The sequence below is a fragment of the Micromonospora sp. RTGN7 genome, assembly GCF_033804645.1.
GTDB lineage: Bacteria > Actinomycetota > Actinomycetes > Mycobacteriales > Micromonosporaceae > Micromonospora.
On the sequence record NZ_JAPZLF010000006.1, the window covers coordinates 126,368 to 145,209 of the forward strand.

At 71.7% G+C, this 18,842-nt stretch carries 17 protein-coding genes; 10 read left to right on the forward strand and 7 right to left on the reverse strand.

Annotation, left to right across the window (positions count from 1 at the left end; all coding sequences use genetic code 11):
* Positions 1-5 precede the first annotated feature (5 nt).
* Entirely contained in the window at positions 6-917 is a 912-nt protein-coding gene (locus SNR22_RS10980) for a polyphosphate polymerase domain-containing protein (RefSeq protein ID WP_320066414.1), read from the reverse strand.
* 324 nt (positions 918-1,241) lie between these two features.
* Here SNR22_RS10980 and cysC point away from each other — a divergent pair, with 324 nt between their 5' ends.
* Positions 1,242-2,771, forward strand: a complete 1,530-nt coding sequence (cysC, locus tag SNR22_RS10985; protein ID WP_320066415.1) for an adenylyl-sulfate kinase — start codon at positions 1,242-1,244, stop codon at positions 2,769-2,771.
* A gap of 103 nt (positions 2,772-2,874) precedes the next feature.
* Positions 2,875-3,951: a galactose-1-phosphate uridylyltransferase gene (galT, locus tag SNR22_RS10990; protein ID WP_320066416.1), complete on the forward strand. Its 1,077-nt coding sequence runs from the start codon at positions 2,875-2,877 to the stop codon at positions 3,949-3,951.
* A gap of 213 nt (positions 3,952-4,164) precedes the next feature.
* On the opposite strand, the gene SNR22_RS10995 is transcribed toward galT, so the two are convergent.
* Positions 4,165-5,379, reverse strand: coding sequence for an NADP-dependent isocitrate dehydrogenase (locus tag SNR22_RS10995; RefSeq protein ID WP_320066417.1), 1,215 nt, complete (start codon positions 5,377-5,379; stop codon positions 4,165-4,167).
* Between the two features lie 101 nt (positions 5,380-5,480).
* On the opposite strand from SNR22_RS10995, the gene SNR22_RS11000 reads away from it, so the two are divergent.
* Positions 5,481-5,657, forward strand: a complete 177-nt coding sequence (locus SNR22_RS11000; protein ID WP_320066418.1) for a hypothetical protein — start codon at positions 5,481-5,483, stop codon at positions 5,655-5,657.
* Between the two features lie 51 nt (positions 5,658-5,708).
* On the opposite strand, the gene SNR22_RS11005 is transcribed toward SNR22_RS11000, so the two are convergent.
* Positions 5,709-6,659: a malate dehydrogenase gene (locus SNR22_RS11005; RefSeq protein WP_320066419.1), complete on the reverse strand. Its 951-nt coding sequence runs from the start codon at positions 6,657-6,659 to the stop codon at positions 5,709-5,711.
* Positions 6,660-6,794: 135 nt separating this feature from the next.
* Positions 6,795-7,655, reverse strand: coding sequence for a bifunctional methylenetetrahydrofolate dehydrogenase/methenyltetrahydrofolate cyclohydrolase (locus tag SNR22_RS11010; RefSeq protein WP_320066420.1), 861 nt, complete (start codon positions 7,653-7,655; stop codon positions 6,795-6,797).
* Positions 7,656-8,122: 467 nt separating this feature from the next.
* Here SNR22_RS11010 and SNR22_RS11015 point away from each other — a divergent pair, with 467 nt between their 5' ends.
* From SNR22_RS11015 to SNR22_RS11035, 5 genes are all read left to right on the forward strand, one after another.
* A complete protein-coding gene (locus tag SNR22_RS11015) occupies positions 8,123-9,727 on the forward strand; it encodes an ABC transporter substrate-binding protein (protein WP_320066421.1) in 1,605 nt (534 codons plus the stop codon).
* An 84-nt stretch (positions 9,728-9,811) separates the two neighbouring features.
* A complete protein-coding gene (locus tag SNR22_RS11020) occupies positions 9,812-10,750 on the forward strand; it encodes an ABC transporter permease (RefSeq protein ID WP_320066422.1) in 939 nt (312 codons plus the stop codon).
* Positions 10,743-11,699 (forward strand): ABC transporter permease, encoded by a 957-nt coding sequence (locus tag SNR22_RS11025; protein WP_320066423.1) that lies wholly within the window; start codon positions 10,743-10,745, stop codon positions 11,697-11,699. The genes SNR22_RS11020 and SNR22_RS11025 overlap by 8 nt, the downstream gene beginning before the upstream one ends.
* Positions 11,700-11,759: 60 nt before the next feature.
* On the forward strand, positions 11,760-12,797 hold the full coding sequence (locus tag SNR22_RS11030) for an ABC transporter ATP-binding protein (protein ID WP_320066424.1): 1,038 nt from the start codon (positions 11,760-11,762) through the stop codon (positions 12,795-12,797).
* The gene (locus SNR22_RS11035) at positions 12,781-13,812 is read left to right on the forward strand and encodes a dipeptide ABC transporter ATP-binding protein (RefSeq protein WP_320066425.1); all 1,032 of its coding nucleotides are present in this window, start codon (positions 12,781-12,783) and stop codon (positions 13,810-13,812) included. Before SNR22_RS11030 ends, SNR22_RS11035 begins: the two co-directional genes overlap by 17 nt.
* A gap of 95 nt (positions 13,813-13,907) precedes the next feature.
* Here SNR22_RS11035 and purH read toward each other — a convergent pair whose 3' ends face one another.
* Complete coding sequence (purH, locus tag SNR22_RS11040) at positions 13,908-15,479, reverse strand: bifunctional phosphoribosylaminoimidazolecarboxamide formyltransferase/IMP cyclohydrolase (RefSeq protein WP_320066426.1); 1,572 nt, start codon at positions 15,477-15,479, stop codon at positions 13,908-13,910.
* Positions 15,476-16,096 carry a phosphoribosylglycinamide formyltransferase gene (purN, locus tag SNR22_RS11045; RefSeq protein ID WP_320066427.1) on the reverse strand — a complete coding sequence of 207 codons (621 nt, stop codon included), beginning with the start codon at positions 16,094-16,096 and terminating at the stop codon, positions 15,476-15,478. The genes purH and purN overlap by 4 nt, the downstream gene beginning before the upstream one ends.
* Positions 16,097-16,320: 224 nt before the next feature.
* Here purN and SNR22_RS11050 point away from each other — a divergent pair, with 224 nt between their 5' ends.
* Both SNR22_RS11050 and SNR22_RS11055 read left to right on the forward strand, forming a co-directional pair.
* The gene (locus SNR22_RS11050; RefSeq protein WP_320066428.1) at positions 16,321-16,620 is read left to right on the forward strand and encodes a CD225/dispanin family protein; all 300 of its coding nucleotides are present in this window, start codon (positions 16,321-16,323) and stop codon (positions 16,618-16,620) included.
* 33 nt (positions 16,621-16,653) lie between these two features.
* Entirely contained in the window at positions 16,654-17,316 is a 663-nt protein-coding gene (locus SNR22_RS11055; protein WP_320066429.1) for a hypothetical protein, read from the forward strand.
* Between the two features lie 206 nt (positions 17,317-17,522).
* Here SNR22_RS11055 and SNR22_RS11060 read toward each other — a convergent pair whose 3' ends face one another.
* Positions 17,523-18,815: a DUF6350 family protein gene (locus SNR22_RS11060; RefSeq protein WP_320066430.1), complete on the reverse strand. Its 1,293-nt coding sequence runs from the start codon at positions 18,813-18,815 to the stop codon at positions 17,523-17,525.
* Positions 18,816-18,842: the final 27 nt, after the last annotated feature.

The window sequence follows — 18,842 nt, forward strand, 5'->3', positions numbered from 1 at the left end:
GGTGCTCAGGCCTCGCTTCTCGTGGTGGTGGCCGTCGCCAGATCGGCGGCGGGGTCGTCGTCCTGGATGTGGAAGATCGAGCGCGGCGCCCGGCCGAACGCCTCGACGCTCTGGCAGTACTTGGAGACCCGCACCACCGACAGTTCGGCGCGGGCGGCGAGGTCGGTGAGCCAGTACGGAACCCGCTCGTTGGCCTTGATCTCGACGATCGACAGCCCGGCCGGGACGATGAGCCGGTTCTCGGCGGCGGCCCCGAGGTGGAAGTCACGGTCCCGGCCCCGGATCCGCTGGTCGAGGGTGACCCGCAACCCGAGGTCGGCGTCCTGGCCGACGAACGCCTCGCGCTGGTAGCCGGTCATCGCCACCGGGCGCAGGTCGAGGCCGGAGACGAGTTCGAGCACCTCCTCGACGAACGCCCGCTGGGAGGGGTCGTGCTCGACCATCACCCGCTCGTCGCAGAGCTGCCGGGCCGCCCGGTACGGCAGGGCGATCCGCCGCTTCTGGGTGACCCGGTTGACCCGCTGCTTGATCTCGACGTACACGGTCGTGTCGTCATCCACGGTGGACCGGTCGCCGTAGTGGCGCACCCGCAGCTTGCGGCGGAACCTGAGCCCCTCGATCTTCTCCCAGTAGAACCGCAGGTCGGTGGTGTCGTAGTAGACGCTCCACACGCCGTATCCGTCGGTGCCGCCGTGGCTGTCCGGCGCGAGTCGATCGGCCAGTTCGCGCCGGAGCGCCGCCACCTTCGTGGTCGCGACCAGGTACTTGATCTCGTACCGGTTGAACGCGTGCAGCTTGCTCGGCGCCCGCAGCGCGTGACCCGCGTGGTCCCGGCCGGTCGTCGGGGGCCCGGGGTCCGGCATCGGGTCACCCGCCGGCTCTGGGGGGCGGGCGCGGCGGTTGAACCGTAGACGCATGGACGGATTTCCTCCGGCTCGGTGGTGCGATCGGTCGAAAGCGAAGAAAACAGGGCCGCCATGGAAGCAGCGTGTGAACAACCTGTGGGCGGGCTATGGACGGCAGGTGAGGGCCCGGATCATCGGGGCGTTCCGCCTCCGACGGACCCCGGATCTGTGGGTCTGACTGACCAACCAACCGGTACGCTCCGGTGAGACCCCACCCCGCTGCGGGCCGCCGGCTGACCGGTCCCGGGCAAATCCGCCACGGTAGGGGGGAACGGCGCTCTCGACCGATCGTCGGTCGGCTGAGAAACTATGGGCCGGCCAGTAGTGGGGGGTGCGATGAGCAACGGGTGGGTGCTGCCCGACGAGGTTCTTCGGGAGGCGCCGGCGTACACGCCGCGGCCCGGGGAACTGGCCGATCTGGAGTTGTTGCTGACCGGGGCGTACACGCCGCTCACCGGCTTCATGACGCGCGCGGACCTGGCCGCGGTCAGCCGGCGGGGTCGGCTCGCCGACGGCACGTCGTGGCAGGTGCCGGTGGCCCTCCAGGTGCCGGCGGCGCTCGCCGACGGCCTGGACCCGACCGATCCGCAGCGCCGAACGCTGGTGCTGACCGACGGCGAGGGCGCCCCGGTCGCATCGCTGGAGGTCACCGACGTCTGGCCGGCCCGCGAGGGCGTCGCCGGAGTCGGCGGGACGGTACGTCGCCTCGGCGACGGCGGCCACGGGCCGTTCCAGCGGTTGCGCCGCAGCCCCGAGGAGGTCCGGGCGCTGCTGCCTGCGGGCCGGGTGCTCGGCGTCCTCGCCGACCGGCCCCTGCACCGGCCGCAGTTGGCCCAGATCGCCCACGCGTCCCGCACCCTGGGGGCGCACCTGCTGATCATGATCCCGGTCGGCGAGGGGACGACGAACGGCCTGCCCTCCGAGGCGCTGGTCCGGGCGGTCTTCGCCGCCCGGGACCGGATGCCACCGGCGACCCTGGTCGCGGTGCCGCTGTCCCGCCGCCGCGACGAGATCAGCGACGCCCTGCTCCAGGCCCGGGTGGCCGCCGCGTACGGGGTGACCCACCTGCTCTCCACCGGCGAGATGCTCTCCGGCGCGGGCCTGCGGGTGCTGGTCCCCCGGGAACTGGCCTACGACAGCCGGGACGGGCAGTGGCGCTGGCGGGAGGACATCCCGCCGCGCAACCGGCGGCTGGCGCTCGGCCAGGCGGAGATCGACGACCTGCTCGACCGGGGCTTCCCACTGCCGGAGTGGCACACCCCGCCTGCGGTGGCCAAGGAATTGGCCCGGGCCCGGCCGGCCCGGCGGCACCGCGGGCTCGTGGTCTTCCTGACCGGCTTCTCCGGCTCCGGCAAGTCGACCATCGCCCGAGGGTTGGCGGACGTGCTGCGCGAGGGCGGGGACCGGACGGTGACCCTGCTCGACGGCGACGTGGTGCGCCGGGAACTCTCCGCGGGGCTGACCTTCAGCAAGGCCGACCGGGACCTCAACGTCCGGCGGATCGGCTGGGTCGCGGCCGAGGTCGCCCGGCACCGGGGCGTCGGCATCTGCTGCCCGATCGCCCCGTACGCGCAGGCGCGTTCCACCGCCCGGGAGATGGCGCACGCCGCTGGCGCGGGCTTCGTGCTGGTGCACGTGGCGACGCCGATCGAGGTATGTGAGCAGCGCGACCGCAAGGGCCTGTACGCCCGGGCCCGGGCCGGCCTGCTCACCGGGATGACCGGAATCGACGACCCGTACGAGGTGCCGACGGACGCCGAGGTGGTGGTCGACACCACCGGCTTGTCGATCGACGAGGCGGTGCACGCGGTGATGCACCACCTGACCGAGACCGGGTGGGTGGAGCCCCGCCTCCAGTCCACCTGACCGCCGTAAGCTCCCCGATCGTCGAGACGGGTAGGGCGGGCCGGCGGAAGCCACCAACATGGTCGGGGCCCGAACGCGCGCCGACGAAAAGGGGAACGGCGGAGTGAAGCGTACGACTATCGAGCTGGCCGACGGTCGGGAGCTGATCTACTTCGACGAGCGGGACGACGCGGTCCGGAACCAGCCGGACCGGCGGGAGCTGTCGCCGCCCCCGCCAGCGTCCCAGCTGCGGTACGACCCGCTGACCGACGAGTGGGTGGCCGTCGCCGTGCACCGGCAGAGCCGCACGTTCCTCCCCCCGGCCGACCAGTGCCCGCTCTGCCCGTCCCGGGACGGGCGGCTCAGCGAGATCCCCGCGCCGGAGTACGACGTCGCCGTCTTCGAGAACCGGTTTCCGGCGCTGAGCCGGCGGATCGCCGAGGAGCCCGCGGCGATCACCCCGTTCACCCCGGTCCAGCCTGGTCAGGGCCGGTGCGAGGTGGTCTGCTTCACCGACGACCACAACACCTCGTTCGCCGCCCTTGCGCCAGGCCGGGTGCGTACCGTGCTGGACGCCCTCGCCGACCGGACGGCGGCGCTGTCCGAACTGCCCGGCGTGGAGCAGGTGTTCTACTTCGAGAACCGGGGCGTGGAGATCGGGGTGACCCTGCACCACCCGCACGGGCAGATCTACGCGTACCCGTTCGTCACGCCGCGCACCCGGGCGCTGCTCGGCGCGGCCCGTCGACACGCCGAGCGCACCGGCGGTGGCAACCTCTACGCCGACGTGCTGGCCGCCGAGCGTGCCGCCGGGACGCGCGTGGTCACGAGCAACGAGCACTGGACGGCGTACGTGCCGGCGGCGGCCCGGTGGCCGTTCGAGGTGCACATCGCCCCGCACCGGCCGGTGCCGGACATCCCCGCGCTGAGCGACGCCGAGCGGGACGCCTTCGGCCCGCTCTACCTGGACCTGCTGCGCCGCTTCGACGGGCTCTTCGACGCCCCGATGCCCTACATCGCGGCCTGGCACCAGGTCCCGGTACGGATCGACCGCGAGCTGGGGCACCTGCACCTGCAGCTTTTCAGCATCCGGCGGGCGGCGGACAAGCTGAAGTACCTGGCCGGGTCGGAGTCCGGCATGGGCGTCTTCATCAACGACATCGCCCCGGAGCGCGCCACCGAACTCCTCCGCGCCGCCTGAAAGCGGGGCGTCGACGGGGCGGACGCGTCCACCGGGCGCGGGGGGCGAAAACAGGGCGCGGGGGGCCCGGAACGGGCCCCCCGCAGGGAAGGGACGGCTGGCTGTGTGCGACAGCCGGGAGGGCTTGCTGATCGGCACTCGCGCAACGAGGCGACCTACGGTCAGCCTTCCTGGACGCGACTGGCACCACGTCCATCCAGCTCGGGCGCAGGATCAGGCGAGCCTGCGCGCCAGGTTCTCGTCCAGCGCGTTCATGAACTCGTCGGTGCTCAGCCACGGGGCGTCGCGGGAGATGAGCAGCGCGAGGTCCTTGGTCATCTGGCCGCCCTCGACGGTGTCGACGATGACCTGCTCCAGGGTGTTGGCGAACTCGATGACCGCCGGGGTGCCGTCCAGCTTGCCCCGGTGGGCCAGACCCCGGGTCCAGGCGTAGATCGAGGCGATCGGGTTGGTCGAGGTCTTCTCGCCCTTCTGGTACTGCCGGTAGTGCCGGGTGACCGTGCCGTGCGCGGCCTCGGCCTCGACGGTGCGACCGTCCGGGGAGAGCAGGACCGAGGTCATCAGACCCAGCGAGCCGAAACCCTGCGCGACGGTGTCGGACTGCACGTCGCCGTCGTAGTTCTTGCAGGCCCAGACGTAGCCACCCTCCCACTTGAGCGCGGCGGCGACCATGTCGTCGATGAGCCGGTGCTCGTAGGTGATGCCGGCGGCGTCGAACTCGGCCTTGAACTCGGCCTCGAAGACCTCGGCGAAGATGTCCTTGAACCGGCCGTCGTACGCCTTGAGGATGGTGTTCTTGGTGGACAGGTAGACCGGGTAGTTGCGGTCCAGGCCGTACCGGAACGAGGCGCGGGCGAAGTCCCGGATCGACTCGTCGTAGTTGTACATGCCCATGGCGATGCCGCCGCCGGGGAAGTTGGCGACCTCCATCTCCATCGGGGCACCGCCGTCGGCCGGGGTGTAGGTGATGGTCACCGTGCCCGGGCCGGGAACGACGAAGTCGGTGGCCTTGTACTGGTCGCCGTGGGCGTGCCGGCCGATGATGATCGGCTTGGTCCAGCCCGGTACCAGGCGCGGCACGTTCGACATGATGATCGGCTCGCGGAAGACGACGCCGCCGAGGATGTTGCGGATGGTGCCGTTGGGCGACCGCCACATCTTCTTCAGGCCGAACTCCTCCACCCGGGCCTCGTCCGGGGTGATGGTGGCGCACTTGACGCCGACGCCGTGCTCCTTGATGGCGTTGGCGGCGTCGATGGTGACCTGGTCGTCGGTGGCGTCACGGTGCTGGATCGAAAGGTCGTAGTAGTGCAGGTCGACGTCGAGGTAGGGCAGAATCAGCTGCTCACGGATCTGCTTCCAGATGATCCGGGTCATCTCGTCGCCGTCGAGCTCCACGACCGGGTTGTTTACCTTGATCTTCGCCATCGACCGGCGCTCCTCTCGGGGGACACGTGCTCTAGCAGTACGAGCGTACTGGAAACTGGCCGGCACTCCCCAGCCGGCCTCGGTCGGCCGGTGAAACCGGGGTGCACGCGGTCCAGCTCGTCGACCCCGACTACCTGGCGTACGCCCACGACGAGCAGCCGGCCACGGCGCGCGACACCCGCACGGCCCTGCTGCACACCCTCCTCGCGCACCCCTTGACCACCCTGGCCACCCCGCACCTGGGCCACCCCTTCCTGGCCCTACCCCCGCCCTCCTGACCGACGTGCCGGTTGATCGACGGGGAGCAGGAGGGGCGGAGCGGGGTTGAGTTACAGGTGCGTTATGTCGGACTGTTTGGTACGGACGGCCTCGGCGGCGGCCCTGAGGCTGGCCAGCTCGTCGGCGTCCAGGTCAGTCTCGACGACCCGCCGGACTCCCCCGGCACCGATCTCGGCCTCGACGCCCAGGTAGACGCCGGAGATGCCGTACTCGCCGTCGACCCAGGCGCAGACCGGCATCACCTCGCCGGAGTCCTCCGCGACGGCCTTCGCCATCCGGGCGGCGGCGGCCGACGGGGCGTAGTACGCCGAGCCGGTCTTCAGCAGCGCGACCACCTCGGCGCCACCGTTGCGGGTCTTGTCGACCAACTCCTCGATCTGTTGGGCCGGCATCGCCTCGCGTAGCGGCCTGCCGTCGACGGTGCTCCTCGACGGCACCGGCACCATGGTCTCGCCGTGCGAGCCGAGGGTCAGGGTCTTCACCGACCGCACCGGGACGTCCAGGGCCTCGGCGACGAAGTTGGTGAACCGGGCGGTGTCGAGCATGCCGGCCTGGCCGAGCACCCGGCTCTTCGGAAACCCGCTGGCGAGCTGGGCCAACGCCGTCATCTCGTCCAGCGGGTTGGACACGACGATGACGACGGCGTCCGGGGCGTGCCGGGCCACGCTCTCGGCGACCTGACGGACGATCTTGGCGTTGGTCGCCAGCAGGTCCATCCGGCTCATGCCCGGCTTGCGCGGGAGCCCGGCGGTCACCACCACGACGTCCGAGCCGCCGATGGCCTCGTACCCCTCGCCGGCGGGGCCGGTGGTGACGCCGACGACCGTCGTCTCGAAACCCTCCACGGCGCGCGACTGGTTGAGGTCCAGGGCCAGGCCGGCCGGCTTGCCCTCCACGATGTCGGTGATCACGACGGTGTCGAAGACGTCGTACTCGGCCAGGCGCTGCGCCGTGGTGGAGCCGTAGAAACCGGCCCCGACGACAGTGACCTTCTTTCCCATGGTCGCCCACTCCCTGTAACCGTCAGATTGCAGGACCGTATCAGGCATCCTGGCACCGATCGGCACAGAACCGGTCACAGTCGGCGGGACGGGGCGACCGCACCGGCCGACCGGCCCCGGGGGGCCGGCGAGGGCTCAGTCGCGCTCGGCGCGCTCCACGACGTTGGTGAGCAGCATGGCGCGGGTCATCGGGCCGACACCGCCCGGCATCGGGACCACCTTGCCGGCCACCTCGGCGACCCCGGCGTCCACGTCGCCGGTGTAGCGGCCCTTGCCGTCCTCGCCGATCACCCGGGTGATGCCGACGTCGACCACCGTCGCGCCGGGGGTGACCATGTCGGCGGTGAGCAGGCCCGGCACGCCGGCCGCGACGATGACGATGTCCGCCCGCCGGGTGTGCGAGGCCAGGTCGAGCGTGCCGGTGTGGCAGAGGGTCACCGTGGCGTTCTCGCTGCGCCGGGTGAGCAGCAGCCCGAGGGGGCGGCCCACGGTGTTGCCCCGGCCGACGACGGCGACGTCGGCGCCGCGCAGCGGCACGTCGTGTCGCCGGAGCAGCTCGACTATGCCGCGCGGGGTGCAGGGCAACGGGCCGTCGTAGCCGAGGACCAACCGGCCGAGGTTGACCGGGTGCAGGCCGTCGGCGTCCTTGTCCGGGTCGATCATCTCCAGCGCCCGCTGGGTGTCCAGGTGGCCGGGGAGCGGGAGCTGGACGATGTATCCGTGGCAGGCCGGGTCGGCGTTCAGCTCGGTGAGGGCGTCGTCGACCTGCTGCTGGGTGGCGTCGGCGGGCAACTCCCGGCGGATCGAGGCGACGCCCACCTCGGCGCAGTCGCGGTGCTTGCCGTTGACGTACGCCTGGGAGCCCGGGTCCACCCCGACCAGGACGGTGCCCAGCCCCGGGGTGATGCCACGCTCCGCCAGTGCCTTGACCCGGGTCCGCAGCTCGTCCTTGATCTGCGCCGCAGTCGCCTTGCCGTCCAGGATCATCGCCGTCACGCACAGATCGTCTCACGTCCCGGGCACACCGTTCCGTGGACCCGCGCCCGGGACGATCGGTGGGTGACCCGCCTCGGGCCGGCCGGGACCGTCCACCGAGCAGTGACGGTCCGTTACGTGTCGATAGTCACTTACGGTTACGTCTTGTAGATTGCGCCACACCCAGAACCGGACGGCGGGCCAGCATCGACCCACATCCGGACGGACGATGGCGAAGGGGACTCCAAGCCCAGGCGAGTGCCGAAAGCACCCGGACCTCTCGGCAAATGCCCTGCCTACCGTCGATCAGCGGGGCGCTTGTAGCAGAGTCACCGGTCGACAACAAGGCGGGATCACCCGTTCCGTCCCCGCTTCGCCACGGCCTCGTTGCCGATCCGGGCCTGGACGACCTACCGTTGCCAACCGTTGCGCAGCGTTACCCCAACGCCGGGCCCGACCGCGCAGCGTGAGGAAAATGAGGAGACTAAATGCGTGTTCGTAGGCTTGCCGCCTGGACCGCCCTCCCGCTCGCGGTGACCCTTGGCCTGGTGGCCTGCGGCTCGGGCGGCGACGGCGGATCCGGCGAGAGCGACCCCAACGCGGCCGTGCGGATCGAGATCGCCGAGCCGCAGCACCTGGTGCCGACCAGCACCAACGAGACCAGCGGCGCGCAGGTGCTCAGCGCCCTGTTCAGCCCGCTCGTCGACTACGACGAGGCGAACAAGCCGTACGAGGTGGCCGCCGAGTCCGTGACGTCGTCGGACAACAAGGTCTGGACGGTCAAGCTCAAGGACGGCTACACCTTCCACAACGGCGAGAAGGTCACCGCCGAGAACTACATCGACGCCTGGAACCACGGCGCGTACGCCCCCAACGGGCAGAACTCCAGCTACTTCTTCGAGAAGATCGCCGGCTACGACGACCTCCAGGGCGAGCAGCCGAAGGCGAAGACCCTGACCGGCCTGGAGAAGGTCGACGACCTGACCTTCACCGTGACGCTGGCCCAGCCGTACAGCGAGTTCCGGACCATGCTCGGCTACACGGCGTTCTACCCGCTGCCGAAGGCTGCGTTCTCCGCCCCCGGCGTGCTCGCCGAGGGGTACGAGCAGGCCCCGATCGGCCAGGGCCCGTTCCGGATGAAGGGCTCGTGGCAGCACGACGCCAAGGTCGAGGTGGAGAAGTACGAAGCCTTCCCCGGCCAGCAGCCGAAGGTGGCCGGCGTCGAGTTCCGGATCTACCAGCAGCCGACCGCCGCGTACGCGGACGTGCTGTCGGACAACCTCGACGTGATCAAGACGATCCCGACCGAGAACCTGTCGACCGCCGGCACCGACCTCGGCGACCGGTTCCAGCAGAGCCCCGCCTCGGCGCTCCAGGTGCTGGCCTTCCCGACGTTCCAGAAGGAGTTCAGCAACCCCCAGGTGCGCAAGGCGATCTCGATGGCGATCGACCGGGACGAGATCACCACGTCGATCTTCAAGGACTCGCAGCAGCCGGCCCGCTCGTTCGTCTCGCCGGTCGTGGCCGGCTACCGGGAGAACACCATCGGCGCCGCCGGGGAGTTCGACCCGGCCAAGGCCAAGGCGGCGTACGAGGCCGCCGGCGGCCCGAAGAAGATCGAGCTGTCGTACAACGGCGACGGTGGCCACAAGGACTGGGTCGACGCGACCTGCAACCAGCTCAAGGCCAACCTGGGCGTGGAGTGCGTGGGCACCGCCGAGCCGAAGTTCGCGGACCTGCTGACCAAGGTCAAGGCCAAGCAGCCGGTCGGGCTGTTCCGGATGGGCTGGGTGATGGACTACCCGTCGATGGAGAACTACCTGGGCCCGCTGTACAGCACCAACGGCTCGTCGAACTACTACGGCTACAGCAACCCGGAGTTCGACAAGCTCCTCGCCGAGGGCGCGACGGCCCCGACCGAGGAGGAGGCGGTCAAGAAGTACCAGGCCGCGGAGGACCTGCTGGCCGAGGACATGCCGGTGATCCCGCTGCGCTACGGCCAGAACAACTTCGGCCACTCGACCAAGGTCCAGAACGTGGAGATGGACCTGTTCGACCGGGTCAACCTGCTGAAAATCGAAGCCATCAAGTAATTCCGCTCGACACGACGGGTCGGGCCACCACGAGGTGGCCCGACCCGCCACGCGCTTTGCCCCTTTTCAGGAAGACTGCTCAGTATGCTCCGCTTCATTCTGCGGCGATTGCTCCAGATGGTCCTGGCCTTCTTCGGGACCACGCTGATCGTCTACGCCCTGATGTTCGCCGGTCAGGGCGACCCCATCCAGGCCCTCGCCGGGGAACGCCCGGTCACGGACGCCCAGCGGGCATACCTGACGGAGAAGTTCCACCTCGACCGGACCGGCGTCGGTGGCTTCTTCTACCGCTACTTCGACTACCTCAAGAACCTGCTCCAGGGCGACCTGGGGCAGTCGCTGACCGGCCGGCAGATCGGCGACATCCTCGCCGCCGCCTGGCCGGTCACCGTCAAGCTCGCGCTGATCGCGATGGCCGTGACGGTCGCCTTCGGGGTGACCGCCGGGGTCATCGCCGGGATCCGGCGGGGGAGCCTCTTCGACAACGCGACCCTGGTGCTCACCCTGCTGGTGCTCGGCATCCCCACGATCGTGCTGGCCCCGCTCGCGCAGTACCTCCTCGGCGTGAAGTGGCAGCTCTTCCCGCCCACCGCAGGCGCCGACCCGGACCTGTACGCGCTGCTGCTGCCCGGCATCGTGCTCGGCTCGCTGTCGTTGGCCACCGCGCTGCGACTGACCCGAACCTCGGTCACGGAGAACATGCGCGCCGACTACGTCCGCACCGCCCGGTCGAAGGGCCTGGTCAAGCGGCGCATCGTCAGCGTGCACGTGCTGCGCAACTCGCTCATCCCGGTGATCACCTTCCTCGGCGTCGAGCTGGGCAACCTGATGAGCGGCGCGATCATCACCGAGGGCGTGTTCAACATCCCCGGCGTCGGCTTCAACCTGTTCCGTGGCATCCGCACCGAGGACGGCCCGCTGGTGGTGGGCATCGTCAGCGTGCTCGTCGTGGTCTACCTCGTCTCCAACCTTGTGGTTGACGTCCTGTACGCCGTACTCGATCCGAGGATCCGTTATGAGTGACTTCGAGACCGTGGCGGCCACGGAGAACCAGGCCGCGCGGCGGGGCGTGTCGGGCGAGCCCGGCGCGCCCAACCAGGTGGGCGTGCCGCAGAAGCCCCGCAGCCTGGCCGGCCACGCCTGGCGGGACCTGCGGGGCAGCCCGATCTTCTGGATCAGCCTGGCCCTGGTCGTGCTGGTCGCCGCGATGGCGGTCGTGCCGTCGCTGTTCACCGCCAACAACCCGCGCGACTGCGTGCTCTCCCGCCAGCACGCCGGGCCGTCCGGCGGGGCCTTCTTCGGGTACGACTTCCAGGGCTGCGACACGTACTCCCGGGCGGTGTACGGCGCCCGGGCGTCCCTGCTGGTCGGCGCGCTCTCGGCGCTGCTCACCGGCATCATCGCGCTGGTCGTCGGAATGCTCGCCGGGTACTTCGGCCGCTGGGTGGACGCGGTGCTCTCCCGGGTGATCGACATCGTGCTCGGCATCCCGCTGCTGCTGGCCGCGATCGTGCTGCTCAAGCGGGTGAGCAGCAGCAGCGACAACGTCCGGCTGTTCGCGGTGATCTTCGTGCTGGCGGTGCTCGGCTGGACCACGGCGGCCCGGGTGGTCCGCTCCTCGGTGATCACCGCCAAGGAGCAGGACTACGTCGCCGCCGCCCGGATGCTGGGCGCCGGCAACAGCCGGATCATGTGGCGGCACATCCTGCCGAACGCGCTCGCCCCGGCGATCGTGGTGCTCACCATCGCGCTGGGCTCGTTCATCGCCGCCGAGGCGACGCTGAGCTTCCTCGGCATCGGCCTCAAGGCGCCGACCATCTCCTGGGGCATCGACATCGACTCCGGCCGGGTGCACATGCGGGAGTCCGCCACGCCACTGGTGGTGCCCTCGGCCTTCCTCGCGCTGACCGTACTGGCCTTCATCATGCTGGGCGACGCGATCCGCGACGCCTTCGACCCGAAGCTGCGCTGACATGCGAGCGCGAGGAGTGAACGCAGCGAGCCCCGCAGTCACGAGTGAAAGGCAGGCACCGTGACCCACTCCGCCGTCCGGCCGACGCCGGCCTCCCCGACCCCGCCGGGCGGCCACCTGCTGGAGGTCCGGGACCTGCACGTCGAGTTCCGCACCGGCGAGGGCGTGGCCAAGGTGATCAACGGCGTCTCGTACCACCTGGACGCCGGCGAGACGTTGGCCGTGCTCGGCGAGTCCGGCTCCGGCAAGTCCGTCACCGCCCAGGCGATCATGGGCATCCTGGACACTCCCCCGGCGCACGTGCGCTCCGGTCAGATCCTCTACCAGGGCCGGGACCTGCTGAAGCAGTCGGAGGAGCAACGCCGCCAGGTACGCGGCAAGGAGATCGCGATGATCTTCCAGGATGCCCTGTCCGCGTTGAACCCGGTCTTCCCGGTCGGCTGGCAGATCGGCGAGACGCTGCGCCAGCGCGAGGGGATGTCCCGGGCCGACGCCCGGGCCCGCAGCGTCGAGCTGATGGACCTGGTGGGAATTCCGGCCGCCGCAAAACGCCTCGGCGACTACCCGCACCAGTTCTCCGGCGGAATGCGACAGCGCGTCATGATCGCGATGGCGCTGGCGCTGAACCCGAAGGTGCTGATCGCCGACGAGCCGACCACCGCGCTGGACGTCACCGTGCAGGCCCAGATCATGGACCTGCTGACCGGGCTGCGCCGGGAGCTCGACATGGCGATGATCCTGATCACCCACGACCTCGGCGTCGTCGCCGGCGTCGCCGACCGGATCGCCGTCATGTACGCGGGACGGATCGTCGAGCACGCCGATGTCCGCTCGCTGTACCGGGCGCCGGCCCACCCGTACACCAAGGGTCTGCTGGAATCGATCCCGCGCCTGGACATGCGCGGTCAGGCCCTTTCGACGATCAAGGGGCTGCCGCCGAACCTGATGCGCATCCCCTCCGGCTGCCCGTTCCACCCCCGGTGCCCGTACGTGCAGCAGGTCTGCGTCGACGTGGTGCCGCACGACCTGGTCCTCGGCGACGGCCGGACCAGCGCGTGCCACTTCGCCCAGGAGGTCCATGATGACAGCGCCCGCTAGCCCGGCGAAGGTGCGGGGCGAGACGATCCTCGCCGTCGACAACCTGGTCAAGCACTTCCCGATCAGCACAGGGGTGCTCTTCCAGCGTCGGGTCGGCGCGGTGAAGGCCGTCGACGGGGTCAGCTTCGAGCTGCGCCGGGGCGAGACCCTCGGCGTGGTCGGCGAGTCCGGATGCGGCAAGTCCACCCTGGCCCGGATGCTGATGCGGCTGGAGACGCCGACCTCCGGCCGGGCGACCCTGGAGGGCAGGGACCTGTTCCGGGCCTCCGGGTCCGAGCTGCGCCGGCTGCGGCGCAACATGCAGATGGTGATGCAGGACCCGTACACCTCGCTGAACCCGCGGATGACGGTCGGCGACATCATCGGCGAGCCGTTCGACATCCACCCCGACGCCGCACCGAAGGGCAGCAAGAGCAAGCGGGTGCAGGAGCTGCTGGACGTGGTCGGGCTCAACCCGGAGCACATCAACCGGTACCCGCACCAGTTCTCCGGCGGCCAGCGCCAGCGCATCGGCATCGCCCGGGCGCTCGCCCTGCGCCCCGAGATCATCGTCTGCGACGAGCCGGTGTCGGCCCTGGACGTCTCCATCCAGGCCCAGGTGATCAACCTGCTGGAACAGCTCCAGGACGAGTTCGGGCTGTCGTACATCTTCATCGCCCACGACCTGTCCGTGGTGCGGCACATCTGCGACCGGGTCGCGGTGATGTACCTCGGCAAGATCGTTGAAATCGGCACTGAGGACGAGATCTACGAGCGGGCCACCCACCCGTACACCCAGGCGCTGTTGTCGGCCGTGCCGGTGCCCGACCCGGACGCCCGCACGGACCGCACCATCATCCGCCTCACCGGCGACGTCCCCAGCCCGGCGGACCCGCCCAGTGGCTGTCGCTTCCGCACCCGCTGCTGGAAGGCCCAGGAGGTCTGCGCCCGCGAGGAACCCCACGCGGTCCCCCGCGCGGCGGACCCCCACCCCTCGGCCTGCCACTTCGCCGAACTCCGCCCGACCACCCACTGACCCCGGCCGGGTGTCGGCGGGCGCCGCCGTGACCGGCCGAACGGCGTCCGCCCCGTGCCGCCGGGGTGGGCCCGGCGGCACGGAGCGCGCGACGGTCAGTGGAAGAAGTGGCGGGTGCCCGTCAGGTACATCGTCACGCCGGCCTCCTTGCAGGCGGCGACGACCTCCTCGTCGCGGATCGAGCCGCCGGGCTGGACGATCGCCTTCACCCCCGCGTCGATGAGGATCTTCGGGCCGTCGGCGAACGGGAAGAACGCGTCCGAGGCGCAGACCGAGCCGCCGGCCCGCTCCGTGCCCGCCCGGGTGACCGCCAGTTGCGCCGAGTCGACCCGGTTGACCTGGCCCATCCCGACCCCGACGGTGGCCCCGTCCCTGGCCAGCAGGATCGCGTTGCTCTTCACCGCGCGTACCGCCCGCCAGGCGAACGCCAGGTCGCGCAGGGTGGCCTCGTCGGCCGCCTCGCCGGTGGCCAGCCGCCAGTTGGCCGGGTCGTCGCCGTCGGCGTCGATCCGGTCGGCCAGCTGCACCAGGACGCCGCCGGTGACCTGCCGCCACTCCGCCGGCAGCGGGGCGTACGCGGGGGCACGCAGCAGCCGGATGTTCTTCTTGCCCTGGAGGACCTCCACCGCGCCGGGCTCGAACTCCGGCGCCACCAGCACCTCGGTGAAGATGTCGGCGACCTGCCGGGCCAGCTCCACGGAGACGGGCCGGTTGACCGCGATGACCCCGCCGTACGCGGACACCGGGTCGCAGGCGTGCGCCCTGCGGTGCGCCTCGGCGACGTCACCGCCGACCGCGATCCCGCACGGGTTGGCGTGCTTGATGATCGCCACGGCCGGCTGGTCGGCGAAGTCGTTCGCCGCCCGCCACGCGGCGTCCGCGTCGACGTAGTTGTTGTACGACATCTCCTTGCCGTGCAGCTGCTCGGCCTGGGCCAGGCCGGCCGGGCTGCTCGGGTCGGTGTAGAGGGCGGCAGCCTGATGCGGGTTCTCGCCGTAACGCAGCACCTGCCCACGGCGCAGGGACAGCCCGGCGAACTCCGGCCAGCCCCCGGCATCCGGGGCCAGGGTGACGGCACACCACTCGGCGACGGCCACGTCGTACTCGGCGATGGCGGCGAACGCGCGGGCCGCCAGCGCCCGGCGCTGCGTCGGCGTGAACCCGCCCTCGCCGAGGGCCGCCAGCAGGGCCGGGTACGCGGCCGGGTCGGTGACGACGGCGACGACGGCGTGGTTCTTCGCGGCGGCGCGGACCATGGCCGGGCCGCCGATGTCGATCTGCTCCACGCACTCCTCGACGCCGGCGCCGGAGGCGACCGTGGCCTGGAACGGGTAGAGGTTGGAGACCAGCAGGTCGATCCCCGCGATGCCGTGCTCGTCGAGCTGGGCGGCGTGCGAGTCCCTGCGCAGGTCGGCCAGGAGGCCGCCGTGGATCGACGGGTGCAGGGTCTTCACCCGGCCGTCGAGGATCTCGGGGAACCCGGTCACCGACTCCACCGGGGTCACCGGCACCCCGGCGCCGGCGATGGTCGAGGCGGTGCTGCCGGTCGAGACGATCTCCACACCGGCCGCGTGCAGGGCACGAGCCAACTCGACCAGGCCGCTCTTGTCGTAGACGCTGACCAGCGCCCGCCGGATGGGGCGGCGCTCGACCTCAGGGGAACTCACGGAACCGTGACCTTTCTTCCGGTGATCGTCCAGCCTTCGCGGACCAGGCGACCGACCTGCTCGACGAGCTGGCGGCGCTCGGCTTCCTTGATGCGCTCGGTGAGCGTCTCCTCGTCGTCGCCGTCCAGCACCGGCACGGCGACCTGGGCGACGATCGGGCCGGTGTCCATCCCGGCGTCGACGAAGAAGAGCGTGGCCCCGGTGACCTTCACGCCGTAGGCGAGGGCGTCCCGGGGACCGTGGATGCCGGGGAACGCCGGCAGCAGGGTGTTGTGTGTGTTGAGGTAGCGGTCGCCGAAGGCGGCGAGGAAGTCCGGGCCGACCAGCTTGAGGAAGCCTGCGGAGATCACCAGGTCGGGGCGGTGCGCGGCAACCTGCGCGGTGAGCGCCGCGTCCCAGTCCGCCCGGGTCGGGTGGTCGGCGACCCGCTCGACGAAGGTCGCCACCCCGGCGGCGGCGGCCCGGTCCAGGCCGGTGATGCCCTTCCGGTCGGCGCCGACGGCGACCACCCGGGCCCCGTACGCCGGGTCGGCGGCGGCGTCGAGCAACGCCTGAAGATTGCTGCCGGAGCCGGAGACGAGGACGACGATGCGGGCGACGGACGCGGGCTCGGTCACGCCGCCACCCTATCGGGCAGGGTGGGGCTGCCCCCGTGTGGGCAGGCAGGTAGGGACCGCCGCCGGGCGGGGAGACCGGGATCCGGACCACGACGGTTTGAGGACCTCCACTGTCACAGCCACCCTGTACGCTGCCGGTCGCTCGGTGCCCGGCGCAAGCCCGGCACCGCACCCGTCAGTGACCCGACACATCCGTTGTGTCGATGGATTGAGGAGCAGTCGCGATGCAGCCCGGTTACCAGGCCCCCCACCCGCAACAGATCAATAACAACATGACGATGTCCATCGTGGCCATCTTCCTCTTCTGGCCGCTGGCCATCCCCGCCATCATCAACGCCTCGAAGGTCAACCCGCTCATCCAGCAGGGTGACTACGCGGGGGCTCAGGCGGCCGCGGCCGAGTCGAAGAAGTGGTCCAAGTGGGCCCTGATCGTCGGCATCGCCTGGTACGTGATCGCCATCGTGTGCTGCGCGCTGGGGGGTCTTGCCGGGATCATGGGTGCGGAGACCAGCACCACCAGCTAGTGACAGCACCCTCAGCCAAGGAGCGCCAAGCCCATGCAGCCCGGTCAGGACCCGTACGGTCAGCAGCCCCATGACCCGAATCAGCCGCCGCAGAACGACCCGTACGCCTCGCCGCCGCAGGCACCCTACGGGCAGCAGCCCACCTCGGGTCAGCCCTACGGCCAGGACCCGTACGGCCAGCAGCCGCCGGCGCCCTACGGCCAGCAGCCCACCTCGGGTCAGCCCTACGGCCAGCCCACCTCGGGCCAGCCCTACGGCCAGCAGGACCCGTACGGCCAGCAGCCGCCGGCGCCCTACGGCCAACAGCCCACCTCCGGCCAGCCCTACGGCCAGCCCACCTCGGGCCAGCCCTACGGCCAGCAGGACCCGTACGCCCAGCAGCCCTACGGGGCGGCGCCGAGCTACCCGAACGCCGGCTACCCGCAGGCGCAGGGCCAGCAGAACACCCTCGGCCTGGTGTCGATGATCCTCGGCATCGCGTCGATCCCGCTGGTCTGCTGCCTGTACCTGGGCATCCCGGTCGGCATCGGCGCGGTGGTCACCGGCTACCTCGGCCGGCAGAAGGCGAACCAGGGCCTGGCCAGCAACGACGGCCAGGCCAAGACCGGCCTGATCTGCGGTGCGGTGGGCGTCGGGATCGGCATCCTGCTGCTCATCCTCAGCTTCGTGGCGAACGTCAGCCTGCCGACCACCTGAGTCGGCGGCACCGCCGAGGGGCGCCCCCGGCGCCCCGCGGCCCCCCCCCGCCCCCCCCGAGCCCACCCCCCCCCCCCCCCCCCCGCGGGGGGGGCGCCCCCGGCGGGGGGCCCCGGGGGCCCCGGGGCCCCCCCCGCGGCACCTCCGGAGCCCACGCCTCCCCCGCCCAGGAGCGGTGCGAGGGGAACCCTTCTCTACCGCAGGCGTTAAGAGGGTGCCCTTCCTTTCCCCAGGGAGCGGGTGGCGGCGGCGCCGAGCAGGGCGCCGACACCAATCACCGCCGTGGCCGCGCCGGCCACCTGCCACGACACCGGGCCGATCTCGGCCAGCCGGCCCCCGCCGAGCGGCCCGCCGGAGGCCGCCGCGAGCGCCCCGAGCAGCAGCCCGGCTACCGGGCCCGCGAGGGCCGCCGGGACCAGCAGCGCCGGCCAGGTCACCTCCGCGCGGTCCTGCGCGGCCAGCCGCAGCAGCCGCCGGGCGAGCAGGCAACCGGCCGCCATCCCGGCCAGGACCGGAATCGCGAGCAGGCCCGCCCCGACATCATCGACCGGCCCGCTGGGCAGGCCGGCCAGCAACGGTACGGCTGGCAGCGCGCCCACGGAGACCTCGCTGGTGCGTACGGCGGTGTCGATGCCGACGGCGAATCCGGGGCCGAGCAGGTAACTGGCGGACCAGACCGTGGCGTTCGGCGCATAGGCGAGGCTGAGCAGCGTGATCCCGGCCTGCCCGGTAACCCCGGTGTGGTACGCCCCGATCATGTCCGCGGCGTCCCCGCCACCGGTGGCGATCGCCAGCCCGGCCGCCCCGGCCCCCGCCCCGAGCAGCAGCAGCCCGGCGACCAGGCCGGTGCGCACCCCGTTGCGTAGCCGTGGGGGCGCCCGGTCGACGAGCAGGCCGGCCACGCCGGTGGTCCGGGCCGCGCCGGCCAGGGCCGCGAGCGCGCCGAAGAGCGCGAAGGTCACCCCGGCGCGGACCGGGGACACCGCCGACCCGCCGAGGCCGGTCAGCACCGCGGCGAGCGTGCCGAGCAGCCCGTACCCGACGCCGACCGCGCCGGCGGCAGTGAGCGCCTGGCGGGGGGAGCGCCGACCGCGGGCCCCGATCGCCCGGCTGGTGTGCACGCCGGCCCGGATCAGCCGCCAGACGGCCAGCACGGCCAGCGCCAGCGGGGCCAGGCCGAACGGCCCGGCGTCGGTGTCCAGCGGGACGCCGTGGCCGAGCAGCCAGCCGGCCAGCCCGGCGCGCAGCGCCCCGGAGACGGAGCCGGCTTCCTCGCTGAGCTGGACGAGCCCGAGCACCAGCACGACCGGCAGGTACGACGTGAGCGCGGCCCCGGTGGCGGCGACCCCGGCGGCGACCGCGAGGGGGGCCCTGCCACGGCGGGTCTCCCCGGCCCGGGGCGCGGGCACCCGGGAGCCTCCGGAGCGGCCGGTGGGCCGGCCGTCGGCGCCGACCCCGGCGGCCGGACGGCGGGGCTGGTCAGGGGTGACGGAGGACATCGGCTCTACTCTGGCATGCCGCGTCGT